This is a genomic window from Lentzea kentuckyensis, assembly GCF_002150765.1.
In the GTDB taxonomy this organism is placed as follows: Bacteria; Actinomycetota; Actinomycetes; order Mycobacteriales; family Pseudonocardiaceae; genus Lentzea; species Lentzea kentuckyensis.
Genome location: NZ_MUYM01000075.1, coordinates 18,458 through 33,132, shown reverse-complemented (window position 1 = coordinate 33,132; position 14,675 = coordinate 18,458). Strand labels below are relative to the sequence as shown.

The window sequence follows — 14,675 nt, the reverse complement described above, 5'->3', positions numbered from 1 at the left end:
GATCAGCGGGCGAGGGCGATCGCCTGCGTCGCCGCCCTGAACCCGGACTCCAGCGCACCCTCCACGAAGCCGGCCCAGCCGCTGGCGATGTCACTGGTGGCGAACGCGAGGCGGCCGTGCGGTTGCTGGATCGAGTAGAGCTGCGCGGTCATCTGACCGGGCTTGCGCAGCGCCCAGCCGCCGCGCGAGTACGTGTCGGCACCCCAGTCCTGCGCCCGGAAGCCGACCAGCGTCGTCCCCGGCAGCACCCGCTGCAGCGCGGCGTTCACGGCCGAGTGGCTGGTGACGTCGAGCGCGGGCAGGTTGTTGATCGCGAACATGAGCTGCCCGCCGTCGGCGGCGGTGCTGTGCGACACCACGGCCATGAAGGTGTCACCCTCGGCACCGTTGACGAGCACTGGTTCGGACAGGCCCCGCACGTGCAGCCACAGCTTCCGGCAGTTGCGCACGCCCACGCCCTGTCCGGCGGCGACGGACTGCACCGAGGGCAGGCCGGGGGAGAACGAGATGGTGCTCCACAGGTTCACCGGCACCGCCACCACGACGGTCTTGGCGGTGATGCGGGTGCCCGCGCGGGTGGTGACGGTGACCTGGCCGCCGCTCTCGCTGATCGCGGCGACCGGCGTGTTCAGCCGCACCTCGGCGTTGGCCTCGTTGAGGATGGCGCCGACCAGGCTCGACATGCCGGTCGAGACCATCGCGCCCTGCGCCTGGTACCAGGAGGCGGCGCTGTACCCGGCCAGCGCCCACCACTGCATCAGCGAGGTCATGCCGCCGTAGGAGCTGGAACCGCCCGACTGCCCGGCCGTCGTGCCGCTGAGCCAGCTGCGTTCCTCCGGGGTGAAGCCCAGCTGGTCGAGCCGGTCCTTGAGCGAGTACCCGTCGATCTGCGCCACCATGCTGCGGCGCAGCATCGGGTCGTGCGGCGCCGGGAAGTAGTCACGCGTTCCCGCGAACATCCGTTCCAGCAACGCACCCTGCCGCGTGGCCATCTCCTCGATCGTGAACGTCGAGAAGCCGCCGGGCGCGGGCATGATCGCCTGCGTCGCCGCGAGGCCGGTCGAGGTGGCGATCCGGTAGCGCTGCAACTCCGCGGTGACGAGCTGCTGCGCGCTGGAGACGTACTGCCCGCCCAGCTCGATCCGCTGGCCCGCGAACGTGTCGGTCCAGGTCCGGCCGCCGATGCGGTTGCGCGCCTCCAGCACCAGGGTGCTCAGACCCGCGGCGCGCAGCTGCCGTGCCGCGACCGCTCCGGCGAACCCGGCACCCACGACGATGGCGTCGTACTGCGTGGGCTTGGAGGACGGCTGCGCGGCCGCGGTACCCGTGCCGACGGCGGTGGCGGCGGCAGCGAGACCACCCGCCTTCAGCAACCACCTCCGGGACAACGCGCGATCGGTGTGCCCAGCCCCCATGTTTTCACTCACTGCTTCGTCCTCATCTCGACGGCGTTTCACTGGAACAGTGGAAATGCACTGGTCGTCCCTGGACGTGCCGCCGGTGATATGCCATAGTGATAGCTGCGTAGCCGGACGGACACGGAGTGTGTGCGGCAGGGTTGACCTGAAGCATATCGAACTGCATGAATGTCTGGTTCCCGCGTTGCCGGACGGCCCTGTCCGGCAACGCACGAAACGTGCACGCAGGTGGTTGAGCAGCGTAAATAGACGTCATGCCGTAGATGTGGCATGGCGTCGATGTTGTTCACGACCTGGTGCGGAGTTGATTTACCGGTGACGCGGAAATGCCCGGAAATGCGATCGGCAAATGCCGTCGACCGGCGTCACGTGAATTCGGGCGAATTGATCGCCGCGTTGTGGATGAGCCCCCTGGTAGTCGTTCGTCGATATTGGTGCTGATGCGGTGACTGCTCGGCTTTCCGGCCTCACCGCGTCCCCCTGCGGCAACAACCTCGTACCCCGATCGGGTGTCGAGGCATGTTCCAAGTGAAGCCGCCATCCGCGAGGCGGGCCATGTCTGAGGCGCGCTGATCGATGTCTCAGCGTCTGCGGCGGACGCCGGTCGAGACGATCAGTTCGAGACGCTCAGTCCTCCTCGATCTCCCGCCGCGCCAGCCGTACCTCCTCGAGGTCCAGCCGCCGCTGGATGGTCCGCAGGACGATGTCGTCGATGGCCGCCTCGTCACGCAGCCGCACCACCGTCGCCCGCTTGTGCCCGATCAGCTCCAGCCGCAACGCCGTGTACTCGACCTCGGACTGCGCGACCTCCTCGTCGCCGGCCTCCTTGGCGCGCCGGACCTCCAGGTGGTGTTCGTACTCGGCGAGCACCCGCTTGTAGACGACGTCGCTGACGCCCACCTTGTCGGCCAGACCCGGCAGCGCCTCGTAGGCCTCCTCGGACGCCGTCGCCTGCGCCAGCCGGAGTTCCTCGTCCAGCGCCGTGTCCTCTGGCAGGCGCGAGAACCGGATGATCGACGGCAGCATCAGCGACTGCACGACCAGCGTCAGCACCACCACGCCGGACGTGATCAGGATGATCTCCTCGCGGAACGGGAAAGGCCCGCCGCCGACCACGGTCTCGGGCACCGCCAGCGCGGCCGCCAGTGACACGGCGCCGCGGAACCCGGCTGCCGACGACACCAGCCGCTGCCGGGCGCCCATGCGCCGAAGTCGTTGCTGGGGACGGCGATCGATCGCGCGGATGATGTACGGGGTCGTGTAGCCCCACAGCAGCCGGGTTCCGGCCACGGTCAACGCGACCAGGCCGATCCCGCCGAACGCCGCGAGGATCTCGGATCCGTCCAACGACCGGATGGCGCTGTTCGCCTGGAGTCCGATCAGGACGAACAGGGCGCCGTTGAGCACGAACGTCGCGATGCCCCAGAACGCGGAGCTGACCTGGCGGGTGTCGGCGGGCACGATGCGCGGGCCGACGCGGGCCAGTGCGAGCCCGCACGTCACGACGGCGATCACGCCCGAACCGTGCACGGTCTCGGCGAGCAGGAACGCGGCGAACGGCGTGAGGATGCTGACGACCGTCTCGTGGATCGGGTTGTCGAGCCGTTTGCGCACCTGCACGGCGAGCCAGGCGATCGCCAGCCCGGCGACCGCGCCGCCCGCATAGGACAACAGCAGCTGCAGGCCGACCCGCCCGGTGCTGAACTGCTGCTCGCCGGTCGTGATGGCGATGGCGATGGCGTAGATCACCAGCGCCGTGCCGTCGTTGATCAGCGACTCCGCGCGCAGGATGGTCGTGGTCCGGCGCGGCATGCCCCTGGCGATCGCGGACACGGCGGTCGCATCGGTGGGCGCGAGGGCCGCGCCGAGCACCCACGCCGGGCCCCAGTCGAGGCCCAGCGCGTGGGCGACAGCGGCCACCGCGGCGGCGGTGGCGAGCACGAGCAACGTGCTGAGCAGCACGATCGGGCGCAGGTTGCTGCGGATCTCCCGCAACGAGGTGTTGAGGCTCTCCCAGTACAGCAACGCGGGCAGGAAGATCAGCAGCATCGCCTCCGGCGGCAGGCTGACCGACTCCAGGGCCGGCACGAAACCGAGCACCGCGCCGCAGAGGACGAGCAGCACCGGGGCGGCGAGGCGCAACCGTCCGGACACGACACTGCTCGCCAGGATGCACACGCCCAGCACCACTACGAGTTCAAGACCGAGCATGCGCCCAAGATAAGCGGCTCACGCGCTCAGCGCGTCATCCAATTCAGCCAGCAAACGCGACTTCGGGCGCGCTCCCACCATCTGCCGGATCGGCACGCCGTCGCGGAACAGCAACATCGTGGGCAGCGACATGACCTGGTAGTCGCGTGCGGTGGCGGTGTTCTCGTCGGCGTTGATCTTGAGCACGGTCAGGTCGTCGCGCTCGCGGTCGATCTCGTCGAGCACGGGCGAGAGCATGTGGCACGGCCCGCACCACTGCGCCCAGAACTCGACGAGCACGGTGCCGGTCCTCGTGCTCTCCGCGAAGGTGGCGTCGGTCAGCTGCACTGGAACTCCTTGGGTTCGGTCACGAGACAGGGATCCTGGAAGGCGAGCCTGGCCAGCAGGAACTCCCGGACCACCTGGAGCCGCTCCAGACATTCGTCCACCTCCGCGAGCTTGCGCTGGTAGACCTCCCGCGAGTCCGGGCACGAGTCACCGGACTCGTGTCCCGCGCGCAGGCACGCCACGAACGGCCGGGTGTCCTCGAGTGACAGGCCGACCGCCTGCAGCGACTGGATCTCCCGGACCAGCCGCAGGTCGTGGTCGTCGTACTCGCGGTAGCCGTTGGACGTGCGGTGTGCTTGGAGCAGTCCCTGGGACTCGTAGAAGCGCAACGCACGTGTGGTGGTGCCGGCTCGCTTGGCCAGTTCGCCGATCCTCATGCCACGAACGCTAAACCTTGACGCGCACGTCAAGGCAAGCTCGCGAAATATTCCCGTCCCTGCCCTCTTTCCCACCCAGTGACCGCTCCCGCGCCCACCCCCGCGACCCGCACAGAATGCAAGGACCCGAGGAGAGGGGGACCGGTGGGGTCACCACTGCACCTGGCCGTCGCACTGCGCGCGACCGGCGACGAGGCGTTCACCGCGAAGCACTGGGCAGGGCTCGTGCGCGAGGCCGAGGAGGCGACGCTCGACTTCGTCACGTTCGACGACTCGCTGGGCGGCGAACCCGGCCTCGACGCGGTGCTGACCGCGGCCCGCGTCGCGCCGCTCACCACCAGGATCGGCCTGGTACCGACAGCCGTCGTCACGCACACCGAGCCGTTCCACCTGTCGAAGGCGATCGCGACCCTCGACTACGTCAGCGAGGGGCGTGCCGGCGTGCAGCTGACGACCGCGCACGATCCGTTGCACGCCAAGCACTTCGGGCGCCGGGACAACCTGGACGACCTGTGGGAGGAGGCCGCCGACTACGCCGAGGTGCTGCGCCGCCTGTGGGACAGCTGGGAGGTCGACGCCGAGATCCGCGACGTCGCCACCGGCCGGTTCGTCGACCGCGACAAGCTGCACTACATCGACTTCGAAGGCCGCTGGTTCTCCGTCCGCGGCCCGTCGATCACGCCACGCCCGCCGCAGGGCCACCCGCTGATCGCCGCTGCAGAGCCAGGTTTCGCGGACATCGTGTTCGCGGACGCTCCGGGCGAGCGCGTCTTCCGCGACGTCGAGGGTGGCACCGCCGACCCGGACCAGCTGCTCGCCTGGCAGGAGGAAGGCTTCGCCGGGTTCCGGTTCCACCCGGAAGACCTGCGCGAGATCACCCAGGGCCTGGTGCCCGAACTGCGAAAGCGTGGCCTGTTCCGCACCGCCTACGAGCACACGACCCTGCGTGGCCACCTCGGCCTTGCCAAGCCCGCCAACCAGTACGCCTGAAGGAGCGCGAGATGACCAAGCAGATCCACCTCGCCGCGCACTTCCCCGGTGTGAACAACACGACGGTGTGGAGCGATCCGCAGGCGGGCAGCCACATCGAGTTCGACTCGTTCGTCCACTTGGCACAGACGGCGGAACGCGCGAAGTTCGACTTCTTCTTCCTCGCCGAGGGGCTGCGGCTGCGCGAGCAGGGCGGCCTGATCTACGACCTCGACGTGGTGGGCCGGCCGGACACGTTCACCGTGCTGGCGGCGCTGGCCGCCGTCACCGAACGGCTCGGGCTGGCCGGCACGATCAACTCCACCTTCAACGAACCCTACGAGGTGGCCAGGCAGTTCGCCTCGCTCGACCACCTCTCCGCCGGACGTGCCGCCTGGAACGTCGTCACCTCGTGGGACGCGTTCACCGGTGAGAACTTCCGCCGCGGCGGGTTCCTCGCGAACGAGGACCGGTACACGCGAGCGGAATCCTTCCTGCGCACGGCGTGGAAGCTGTTCGACACGGGGATCGGCGAGTTCCGGCACCAGGACCAGCACTTCGACATCAGCGGCAGGTTCGGGGTCCCGAGGTCACCGCAGGGGCGTCCGGTGATCCTGCAGGCCGGCGACTCCGAGGAGGGCAGGGAGTTCGCCGCCGCCACCGCCGACGCGATCTTCTCGCGCCACGGCACGCTGGAGGCGGGCCAGAAGTTCTACCGCGACGTGAAGGGCAGGCTGGCCAAGTACGGCCGCACGCCCGACCAGCTGGTGGTGCTGCCCGCCGCCACGTTCGTGCTCGGCGACACCGACGCGGACGCGCAGGAGAAGGGAGCGGAGGTGCGGCGCCAGCAGGTCAGCGGCGCCACCGCGATCCGGTTCCTCGAACAGGTGTGGAACCGCGATCTGAGCGCGTACGACCCGGACGGGCCGTTGCCCGATGTCGAACCGTTGATCGGCGAGAACACCATCGCCAAGGGGCGCGCGAGCGTGCGGATGTTCAAGGACCCGGCGGCCACGGTGCAGGAGTGGCGCGAGAAGGCGGCGGCCAAGAACTTCTCCATCCGTGACCTCGTGATCGACGTGAGCGCGCGGCAGACGTTCATCGGGTCGGCGGACAGCGTGGCCACGCAGATCAACGATCTGGTGCAGCAGGACGCGGCGGACGGGTTCATCCTCGTGCCGCACGTGACGCCGGGCGGGCTCGACGAGTTCGCCGACACCGTCGTGCCGTTGCTGCAGGAACGCGGGGTGTTCCGCGCGGAGTACACCGGCGAGACCCTGCGGGATCACCTCGGTGTCCGATAGTTGTTCAGCACGTGGACGTCCTTGCTCAGGCAATGGAGTGCTCTTTAACGTGAGTCGTGTTCTGCACAGTGCTCTCATCGGAGCGCAGGGAGGGGAGGGCAGGAATGGTCTTCGCTCTGTTCCTGTCCTCCCGCAGGCACATCGACCACGGCCGCGTGTTCAGCGCCGCCTGTACGGGCTGACCTCTCCGCAGAGCCCCTCCTTCCCGCCTGGCCTCCCAAGGACTCGCCATGCCCTCTTCCGGCACGCTCACCGTCGTGTCCTCAAAGGACAGATCCGAGGCTCTCGCCTCATTGCCCGTGGTCGCGGCCCGCCACCCGTGGCGGTGGGTCGGGGTCGTCGCGGTGCTGGTGCTCGCCGCCCAGTTCGTGCACGGCCTGGTCACCAATCCGGGCTGGGACTGGCCGACGTTCGCCCGCTACTTCACCGCCCAGTCGATCCTGACGGCCGTCGGCACCACGATCGTGCTGACCGTGCTCGGCACGGTCCTGGGGTTCGCGCTCGGCATCGTGGTCGCGGTGCTGCGGATGTCGCGCAGCCCGTTCCTGCAGGCGGTCGGCTGGACCTACATCTGGGCGTTCCGGTCGATCCCGCTGATCGTGCAACTGCTGTTCTGGTTCAACATCTCCTACCTCTACCAGCGGCTTTCGCTCGGCGTGCCGTTCGGGCCGGAGTTCGTGAGCTTCGAGACCGTGCAGCTGATCAGCCCGATGGGCGCCGCCGTGCTGGGTCTCGCGCTGCACCAGGCCGCCTACGCCGCCGAGATCGTGCGGTCCGGCGTCATCTCCGTCGACCCCGGCCAGCTCGAAGCCGCCGCCGCGCTGGGCATCCCGAAGGGCAGGCAGTTCCGCAGGATCGTGTTGCCCCAGGCGATGCGCGCGATCCTGCCGAACGCCGCGAACGAGGTGATCAGCCTGTTCAAGGGCACCTCGGTGGTGTCGGTGATGGCGATCGGCGAGCTGTTCTACCAGGTGCAGGTGATCTACGGCCGCAACGCGCGGGTCGTCGCGCTGCTCATGGTCGCGACCGTCTGGTACATCATCCTGACCACCCTGCTCTCGGTCGGTCAGCACTACGTCGAGCGGTACTTCGCGCGAGGAGACCGCCGATGATCGAGGTTCTGGGCGTGCACAAGAGCTTCGGCTCACTGGAAGTGTTGCGCGGGGTGTCGCTGGAGGTCGAGGCCGGCGAGGTCGTGGTGGTGCTCGGTCCGTCCGGGTCGGGGAAGTCGACGTTGCTGCGCACGATCAACCACCTGGAGAAGGTCGACAGCGGGTTCATCGCCGTCGACGGTGAGCTGATCGGCTACCGCAGGCGCGGCGACAAGCTGTACGAGCTCAAGGAACGCGAGGTGCTCAAGCAGCGCAGGAACATCGGGTTCGTCTTCCAGAACTTCAACCTGTTCCCGCACCTCACCGCGCTGGAGAACGTGGCGGAGGTGGCCGAGCTGGCCGACGCGCGACGGTTCCTGGACCGCGTGGGCCTCGCGGACAAGGAGAACGCGTACCCGCGCCAGTTGTCCGGCGGCCAGCAGCAACGCGTCGCGATCGCGCGAGCCCTCGCCACGCAACCGAAAGTCGTGCTGTTCGACGAACCGACGTCGGCGTTGGATCCGGAACTGGTCGGCGAAGTGCTCGACGTGCTCCGCGACCTCGCCCGCTCCGGCACGACGATGGTCGTGGTCACGCACGAGATCGGTTTCGCCCGCGAGGTGGCCGACCGGATCGTGTTCATCGACCAGGGCGTGATCGTCGAGGAAGGCACGCCCGGCGAGGTGCTCGATCACCCGATCCACGAACGCACCCGCGCGTTCCTGTCCAAGGTCCTCTAAGCACCTGACCAGAAGTCTCGTCCGAAACCTCACGACTCGTTGATGCCGAGCGCGTCTGCAAGTACCACCAACTCTTGATCGAATCGCCCTCAACTACACCCAACCGGTTCGTCACCCGACGAACCTTCGCCGTGTCCTCCGTCCAGAACCGCCCTGTTGGTAGTAGAAAAGTGCCTGTTGATGTTGAGTTGGCGGTACTTGCAGACGCCATCAGGCCGAACGGGCGTCCGTCAGGCGAGTAATGGACACAACTTCTGGCAGCCTGCTTAGAAGGAGATTGTTGTGCGCAAACCACTTCTCGCCGCGCTGGCCCTCGTCCTCGCCGCCTGCGGAACCGCCGAGAGCGAGCCGGCCGACGGCGGTGGCGCGCTGAACGTCAACCTCAGCCCGCAGCAGAACCGCGTCACGGCTCAGAAAGACGACAAGATCGCCGCGAAGGTGCCGGAGAAGTTCCGGACTAAGGGCGAGCTGACCATCGGCGGATCCGCCGGCACCGCACCACCGTTGCGGTTCTACGCCACCGACGACAAGACCGTGATCGGCGTCGAGACCGACATCGCCTCGCTGGTCGCCGACGTGCTGGGCCTCAAGCCGAAGCTGGAAGTCGCGTCCTGGGAGAACCTGTTCGTCGGCCTGGACAGCGGCGCCTTCGACGTCGGCCTGTCCAACATCACCGTCACCGAGGCGCGCAAGGAGAAGTACGACTTCGCCACCTACCGCCTCGACACGCTGGCGTTCGAGGCGAAGAAGGGCGGCACCTGGAAGGTGAAGGAGCCCAAGGACGTGGCGGGCAAGGTGATCGCCGTGACGTCCGGCACCAACCAGGAGAAGATCCTGGTCGACTGGAGCGCGCAGAACGTGGCGGCCGGGCTGAAGGCCACCGACATCAAGTACTTCCAGAACTCCTCGGACTACTACCTGGCCCTGCAGTCCGGACGCATCGAGGCCTACCTCGGCCCGAACCCCACCTCCGCCTACCACGCGGCGACGTCCGGGCAGACCGAGGTGATCGGCACCTTCTCCGGTGGCGCGTCCGTCCAGGGCAAGATCGCGGTGACCACCAAGAAGGACAACGGGCTCGTCGCGCCGGTGCAGGAGGCGTTGAACCAGCTGATCGCGAACGGCAAGTACGCCGAGGTGCTCAAACGCTGGGGTCTCTCGGACGAGGCCGTGCCCACCTCCGAGATCAACCCCGTCGGCCTGCCGAAGAGCTGAGGGAGCCCGTCATGCGGTTCAGCATCACCATCGACACCGACGACGAGGAAACCGCGCTCCGGCTCCTCGGCGCGTTGAAGGACGTGGGCCTGGTGGCCGCAGCCGAGGCCGTGGTGGACGACGTGGACGTCCGGATCCTGCCGCACACCCGGCAGGTGCTGCTCCGGGACGTGCCCGTGGAGCTCACCAGGCTGGAGTTCGAGCTGCTGTCGCACCTGTGCTCGAACCCCGACCGCGTGCACCGCCGCCGCGATCTCCTGGCATCGGTGTGGGGCGTCACCGACAACTACAGCGGTGCGCGCACGGTCGACGTGCACGTACGACGGGTGCGGCAGAAGCTCGGCGACGCCGCGGAGGTGATCCAGACAGTGCGCGGCGTCGGTTATCTGGTGGCCTCGTCCGGCCGGGTGCGCGTCGAGAGCACGCCGAACGTCGTCCAGCTCGCCGATCGACGGGCCGGATGACCGAAGAGGTCCACTGGACGCGACCGGACGCTCCCGAGGTCGCGGAGATGATGGCGGAACTGCTGCACGAGTACGTGAGCAGGTACGGACCCGCGGCGCGGCAGCGGATGGAACGCTTCCCGCACCACGAGCTCACCCCGCCGCACGGGCGCCTGATGGTGTTGCTGCGCAACGGAACCGCTGTGGCCGGTGGCGCGTTCCGGCGGTACGACGAGGAGACCGCCGAGCTGAAGCGGATCTGGACCCACTCGTCGTGCCGCCGCCAGGGCCTCGCGCGGAAGGTGCTGGAGATCCTGGAGGACGAGGCGGCGCGCCTCGGCTACTGCCGCCTGTACCTGACCACCGGGCCACGTCAGCCCGAGGCGCGCGGGCTCTACCTGGCGGCGGGCTTCACGCCGTTGTTCGACGTGACGGTCCCGCCGGCCGGGCCGCTGCCGTTCGAGAAGGCCCTGCGGACCGTTAAAGCAGTTGCTCGACCCGGAGGCTCGGTGTTGCATGCGGGACATCGAGCTTCGGGGGAGTGATCGAATGCAGGGCGCAGAGGTGACCGCGACGGACGTGTCCCTTGTGGACGAACTGATCCGCACGCAGTTCCCGGCCTGGCACGGCCTGCCGATCACCCACGTCCAGCACTCCGGCACCAGCCACGCGATCTACCGCCTCGGCGACGACCTCGCGGTCCGATTGCCCAACCGGGGCTGGTCGGACGGCCAGGCCGAGCGCGACGCGGCCGTGCTGCCGCTGCTCGCCCGCCATCTCCCGGTCGCCACGCCGGAACCGGTCGGACTCGGCGAACCCGGCTGCGGCTTTCCCCGCCGGTGGTCGGTCGTGCGCTGGCTGACCGGCACGACCGCGACGGTGGACGCGGTCCGCCCGGACACCGCGATCCGCCTGGCGGAGCTGGTCCACGCGCTGCAGGGCGTCGAGGTGACCGACGAGCGGTGGGTTCCTCATCGCGGGCACGCCGACCAGGGGAAGTACGACGACCAGGTTCGCGAGCAGGTCTCCGTGCTCGGCGGTGATCCCCGGCTCCTCGGGATCTGGCAGGACGCGCTCGACGCGCCGCGCTGGGACCGGCCCGGCCGCTGGCTGCACGCCGATCTGCACGGAGGCAACCTGCTGTTCACCGGTGGCGAGCTGAGCGGCGTGATCGACTGGGGCTGTGCGGGCGTCGGCGATCCGGCGGGCGACCTGATGGCGGCCTGGCTGTTCCTCGACGAACCGGGCAGGCGGCTCCACCGGCGCGAGCTGAGCCAGTTCGACGACGCCGCCTGGGCACGGGCCCGTGGCTGGGCGCTGCACCTCGCGGTGGCCGGTCTGCCGTACTACCGCGACACCAACCCGGAATTCGCGGCCATCTGCCGCCACACGCTCGACCAGCTGTGCCCTGGCTGGGAGCGGTAGTGGAGATCGGTGTGTCCCTTGTGGACGAACTGATCCGCACGCAGTTCCCGCGCCGGCACGGCCTGCCGCTCAGGAAGCTCGACCACGGCGGCACCGACCACGCGATCTACCGCCTCGGCGACGAGCTCGCGGTCCGCCTGCCGCTCATCGACTGGGCCAAGGACCAGCCGGCGCTGGACTTCGCCGTCCTGCCCCGGCTCGCGCCGCACCTCCCGGTCGCGGTGCCGGAACCGCTGGAGCTGGGCACACCGACCGAGCGCTACCCGTACCAGTGGTCGATCGTGCGGTGGCTGGACGGCGACATCTCCACGATCGACGCGGTCGGCCCGGACACCGGCGCTCGCCTCGCCGAGGTGGTCCAGGCGCTGCAGAAGATCGACGCCACGGGCGAACCGTGGACCACCTACCGCGGCCGCCAGGACATCTCCATCAGCGACGACGGCGTCCGCTGGTCGATCGCCCGGCTCGGCGGCGACCCGAGGCTCACCGCCCTGTGGGACGAGGCGATCAGCGCACCGCGCTGGGACCAGCCGCTCCGCTGGGCGCACGCCGACCTCCACAGGGGCAACCTGCTGTTCACCGGTGGCGAGCTGACCGGCGTGATCGACTGGGGCTGTGTGGCCGCCGGTGATCCGGCGGGAGACCTCATGACGGCGTGGCTGTTCCTCGACGAACGCGGCCGCAAGCTGTTCCGGCGTGAGCTCACCGAGTTCGACGACGCCACCTGGGCCCGTGCGCGGGGCTGGGCGCTCGAACTCTCGGTGCTCGCGCTGGCGCGGCCGGACACCAACCCGTTCGTCGCCGGCTTCTGCCGCCACGCGCTCGACCAACTACTGGCGGAACGCGCCGGGTGACGTGCCCGTCTCGCGGGCGAAGAACTTGGTGAAGTTGGTGGCCTCGCTGAACCCCAGCCGGTGCCCGATCGCCGCCGACGACAGATCGGTGTGCACGAGGAGCCGTTTCGCCTCCAGCGCGACCCTGGCGTCGATCAACGCCTTCGCCGACTGACCGGTCGCGGCGAGGCAGATGCGGTTGAGGCTGCGCAACGAGTAACCGATGCGGGCCGCGTACTCGGCGGCGTTGCGCGTCACGGCGAACGAGCGCTCCAGCTCCTGCTGGAACCGTCCGAACCGGCCGTCCACCTGCGCGGGGTCCGTGTCCGAAGGCAGCCGGGCGACGCGCAGCAGCAACGTGCCGAGCAACTGGCGGAGCAGCTCGACCGGCTCGTTCGTCAGCACGTTGCGGCGGTACTCCTGTTTGAGATCCTGCACGGCACGCGTGACGACCGCCTGCTCCGCCTTGGGCACGGTTCGCCGCACCGGTGCGAACGGGCTGAGCAACGGGCGCACGCCGTCCAGCGGCGGCGGGAACGCGGGGGTGAAAAGCACCATGAACGCCTCCGCGTCGCCGGCGGGCAACCGGAGTACCCGGCCGGGGCTCGCATGCAACAACGTGCCGGGTTCGCACGAGTGGTCCACGAAGTCGACCATGGTGGTGGCACGGCCCTCGGTGAACAGAAACAGCTGGTGGAAGTCGGTGCGGTGCACCTTCGTGAGGGTGTCGGCGGTCTGCCTGCGCCGCAGCACGGCGAGGTCGACCACCTCCAGACCGAGCGCGCCGCGGTCCGGGTTGCTGAAGCCGAAGCTGGCGAGCTGTCCACTTTTGACCATGGTGAGGCGTGATCCTACCTCGTCCGCGGCGCGCCGCTCAGCCATCTTTGGAGCCATGGACAACAAGGAACTCGTGCTCAAGGCCACCGGTGAACTCTTCGGCGACCGGGATCCGTCCGCTGTGGACCGTTGGGTCGCACCGGACTACCGCCAGCACAGCTCGCTCGCCGCGGACGGCCCCGAGGCGTTGCGCGGACTCGTCACGAACCTGCCGGAAGGCTTCCGCTACGAGCTGTCCCGCGTGATCGCCGACGGTGATCTCGTTGCGCTGCACGGCGTCTACCACGGCTTCGGGCCGGAGCCGCTAGTCGCGTTCGACCTGTTCCGGGTGGCGGACGGCAAGCTCGCCGAGCACTGGGACGGACTCACGCCGGTGGTCACCGAGACTGTCAGTGGACGGTCCCAGACGGACGGTCAGACCGAGCCCGCGAACGCCGACACCGAGCACTCCCGCGCGCTCGTCCGGGAGTTCGCCCAGCGCGTGCTCCAGGACGCCGACTACTCCGTGCTGACCGACTACATCTCGACCGAGACCTACCTGCAGCACAACCCCGAGGCGGCCGACGGGCTCACCGGGTTCGGTGCCGCCGCCGCGAAGTGGGCAGGGCAGGGCAGGAACCTCGTCTACAAGACGATCCACCAGGTGGTGGCCGAGGGAGATCTCGTGCTGCTGCAGTCCGAGGGCGAGTTCGGCGAACCGGTGGCGTACTGGGACCTGTTCCGGGTCGAGAACGGCAAGATCGTCGAGCACTGGGACGTGGTCGCACCGATCCCGGCCGAACTGCCGCACACCAACGGCCTCTTCTGACCGTGATCACCGCACTGCCGTTGCGCGACTACCGGGACGCGGTCGCACTGGACGAACCGTTCCACCCGCTCAGCGTTCACGACGTTCAGCGACGAGGACGACGACGCCTACCGGGAGCTGCTGTGACATTCGAACGATGGCTGGACGAGTCCGACCGGGTGCTCGTCGAGGCGGCGTTGGCGACCTACGACGTGGAGTCCGGTGAGGTGTCGGCGATTCCGTCGTGCCCGCGGTGCGGCGGCCCGGTGTTCCTCAACGTGCACAAGGGACCTGAGTACGTCCCTGATCACTACCTGCCGGACGGGCAGCGGTTGCGGGAGTGGCTGGGCGGCGACGGCCGGCTGCTGGTCGTCGAGATCGGGGCCGGGTTCAACACGCCGTCGGTGATCCGCTGGCCGGTGGAGTCGTTGGTGCGCGGCATGCCTGGTGCGCGGCTGGTGCGGATCAATCGGGACGACGCCGAGGTGCCGTCCGACCTCGACGCGCTGGCGGTCAGGGCCGATGTGACGGAGGTGCTGGCGTGAAGATCACCGGTGGCCGTGCTGAACATCCTGCGGCCGCACGCTGGTTCGTCCATCAGTGGATCGTGGGCGTCCTCGGCGGTGAGGGCCGCGGCATTCCGCTGATCACGACGTTGCTCGACCCGCACCGGCAGCGGCGGAGGCCATAGCACACCT

General features: G+C 69.0%; 17 protein-coding genes. 12 read left to right on the top strand and 5 right to left on the bottom strand.

Annotation, left to right across the window (positions count from 1 at the left end):
* Positions 1-2: 2 nt before the first annotated feature.
* The 4 genes from B0F77_RS32080 to B0F77_RS32065 form a co-directional block, all read right to left on the bottom strand.
* On the bottom strand, positions 3-1,427 hold the full coding sequence (locus B0F77_RS32080) for a flavin monoamine oxidase family protein (protein WP_245848927.1): 1,425 nt from the start codon (positions 1,425-1,427) through the stop codon (positions 3-5).
* A gap of 618 nt (positions 1,428-2,045) precedes the next feature.
* A complete protein-coding gene (locus B0F77_RS32075) occupies positions 2,046-3,629 on the bottom strand; it encodes a Na+/H+ antiporter (protein ID WP_086666762.1) in 1,584 nt (527 codons plus the stop codon).
* 18 nt (positions 3,630-3,647) lie between these two features.
* Positions 3,648-3,956: a thioredoxin gene (gene trxA, locus B0F77_RS32070; RefSeq protein WP_245848925.1), complete on the bottom strand. Its 309-nt coding sequence runs from the start codon at positions 3,954-3,956 to the stop codon at positions 3,648-3,650.
* A complete protein-coding gene (locus B0F77_RS32065; protein WP_086666761.1) occupies positions 3,947-4,333 on the bottom strand; it encodes a MerR family transcriptional regulator in 387 nt (128 codons plus the stop codon). Before B0F77_RS32065 ends, trxA begins: the two co-directional genes overlap by 10 nt.
* A gap of 144 nt (positions 4,334-4,477) precedes the next feature.
* Between B0F77_RS32065 and B0F77_RS32060 the strand changes: the two genes are divergently transcribed.
* The 9 genes from B0F77_RS32060 (at position 4,478) to B0F77_RS32020 (ending at position 12,374) form a co-directional block, all read left to right on the top strand.
* Positions 4,478-5,323: an LLM class flavin-dependent oxidoreductase gene (locus B0F77_RS32060; protein ID WP_086666760.1), complete on the top strand. Its 846-nt coding sequence runs from the start codon at positions 4,478-4,480 to the stop codon at positions 5,321-5,323.
* An 11-nt stretch (positions 5,324-5,334) separates the two neighbouring features.
* A complete protein-coding gene (locus B0F77_RS32055) occupies positions 5,335-6,606 on the top strand; it encodes an LLM class flavin-dependent oxidoreductase (protein ID WP_086666759.1) in 1,272 nt (423 codons plus the stop codon).
* Between the two features lie 230 nt (positions 6,607-6,836).
* Complete coding sequence (locus B0F77_RS32050) at positions 6,837-7,718, top strand: amino acid ABC transporter permease (protein ID WP_086666758.1); 882 nt, start codon at positions 6,837-6,839, stop codon at positions 7,716-7,718.
* The gene (locus B0F77_RS32045) at positions 7,715-8,437 is read left to right on the top strand and encodes an amino acid ABC transporter ATP-binding protein (RefSeq protein WP_086666757.1); all 723 of its coding nucleotides are present in this window, start codon (positions 7,715-7,717) and stop codon (positions 8,435-8,437) included. Before B0F77_RS32050 ends, B0F77_RS32045 begins: the two co-directional genes overlap by 4 nt.
* A gap of 282 nt (positions 8,438-8,719) precedes the next feature.
* Positions 8,720-9,652: an ABC transporter substrate-binding protein gene (locus B0F77_RS32040; protein WP_211294158.1), complete on the top strand. Its 933-nt coding sequence runs from the start codon at positions 8,720-8,722 to the stop codon at positions 9,650-9,652.
* A gap of 11 nt (positions 9,653-9,663) precedes the next feature.
* Positions 9,664-10,116, top strand: a complete 453-nt coding sequence (locus B0F77_RS32035) for a winged helix-turn-helix domain-containing protein (protein WP_086666755.1) — start codon at positions 9,664-9,666, stop codon at positions 10,114-10,116.
* Positions 10,113-10,640, top strand: a complete 528-nt coding sequence (locus B0F77_RS32030; protein WP_086666754.1) for a GNAT family N-acetyltransferase — start codon at positions 10,113-10,115, stop codon at positions 10,638-10,640. Before B0F77_RS32035 ends, B0F77_RS32030 begins: the two co-directional genes overlap by 4 nt.
* Before the next feature lie 4 nt (positions 10,641-10,644).
* On the top strand, positions 10,645-11,520 hold the full coding sequence (locus B0F77_RS32025; RefSeq protein WP_158102875.1) for an aminoglycoside phosphotransferase family protein: 876 nt from the start codon (positions 10,645-10,647) through the stop codon (positions 11,518-11,520).
* Positions 11,520-12,374, top strand: a complete 855-nt coding sequence (locus B0F77_RS32020) for an aminoglycoside phosphotransferase family protein (protein WP_158102874.1) — start codon at positions 11,520-11,522, stop codon at positions 12,372-12,374. The genes B0F77_RS32025 and B0F77_RS32020 overlap by 1 nt, the downstream gene beginning before the upstream one ends.
* On the opposite strand, the gene B0F77_RS32015 is transcribed toward B0F77_RS32020, so the two are convergent.
* Positions 12,351-13,235 (bottom strand): AraC family transcriptional regulator, encoded by an 885-nt coding sequence (locus tag B0F77_RS32015; protein WP_211294157.1) that lies wholly within the window; start codon positions 13,233-13,235, stop codon positions 12,351-12,353. The genes B0F77_RS32020 and B0F77_RS32015 overlap by 24 nt on opposite strands.
* 10 nt (positions 13,236-13,245) lie before the next feature.
* Between B0F77_RS32015 and B0F77_RS32010 the strand changes: the two genes are divergently transcribed.
* The 3 genes from B0F77_RS32010 (at position 13,246) to B0F77_RS48160 (ending at position 14,668) form a co-directional block, all read left to right on the top strand.
* Positions 13,246-13,998 carry a nuclear transport factor 2 family protein gene (locus tag B0F77_RS32010; RefSeq protein ID WP_086666750.1) on the top strand — a complete coding sequence of 251 codons (753 nt, stop codon included), beginning with the start codon at positions 13,246-13,248 and terminating at the stop codon, positions 13,996-13,998.
* 122 nt (positions 13,999-14,120) lie between these two features.
* Positions 14,121-14,522, top strand: a complete 402-nt coding sequence (locus B0F77_RS32005) for an SIR2 family NAD-dependent protein deacylase (RefSeq protein ID WP_143466996.1) — start codon at positions 14,121-14,123, stop codon at positions 14,520-14,522.
* Positions 14,519-14,668: a hypothetical protein gene (locus tag B0F77_RS48160; protein WP_158102873.1), complete on the top strand. Its 150-nt coding sequence runs from the start codon at positions 14,519-14,521 to the stop codon at positions 14,666-14,668. Before B0F77_RS32005 ends, B0F77_RS48160 begins: the two co-directional genes overlap by 4 nt.
* Positions 14,669-14,675 lie beyond the last annotated feature (7 nt).

What these genes read in the sequence shown, in the direction of transcription:
- B0F77_RS32015 (WP_211294157.1), bottom strand. Translation starts at nt 13,235, where the DNA reads ATGGCTGAGCGGCGCGCCGCGGACGAGGTAGGATCACGCCTCACCATG.
- B0F77_RS32030 (WP_086666754.1), top strand. Translation starts at nt 10,113, where the DNA reads ATGACCGAAGAGGTCCACTGGACGCGACCGGACGCTCCCGAGGTCGCG.
- B0F77_RS32075 (WP_086666762.1), bottom strand. Translation starts at nt 3,629, where the DNA reads ATGCTCGGTCTTGAACTCGTAGTGGTGCTGGGCGTGTGCATCCTGGCG.
- B0F77_RS32025 (WP_158102875.1), top strand. Translation starts at nt 10,645, where the DNA reads ATGCAGGGCGCAGAGGTGACCGCGACGGACGTGTCCCTTGTGGACGAA.
- B0F77_RS32010 (WP_086666750.1), top strand. Translation starts at nt 13,246, where the DNA reads ATGGACAACAAGGAACTCGTGCTCAAGGCCACCGGTGAACTCTTCGGC.
- B0F77_RS32065 (WP_086666761.1), bottom strand. Translation starts at nt 4,333, where the DNA reads ATGAGGATCGGCGAACTGGCCAAGCGAGCCGGCACCACCACACGTGCG.
- B0F77_RS32055 (WP_086666759.1), top strand. Translation starts at nt 5,335, where the DNA reads ATGACCAAGCAGATCCACCTCGCCGCGCACTTCCCCGGTGTGAACAAC.
- B0F77_RS32050 (WP_086666758.1), top strand. Translation starts at nt 6,837, where the DNA reads ATGCCCTCTTCCGGCACGCTCACCGTCGTGTCCTCAAAGGACAGATCC.
- B0F77_RS32045 (WP_086666757.1), top strand. Translation starts at nt 7,715, where the DNA reads ATGATCGAGGTTCTGGGCGTGCACAAGAGCTTCGGCTCACTGGAAGTG.
- B0F77_RS32035 (WP_086666755.1), top strand. Translation starts at nt 9,664, where the DNA reads ATGCGGTTCAGCATCACCATCGACACCGACGACGAGGAAACCGCGCTC.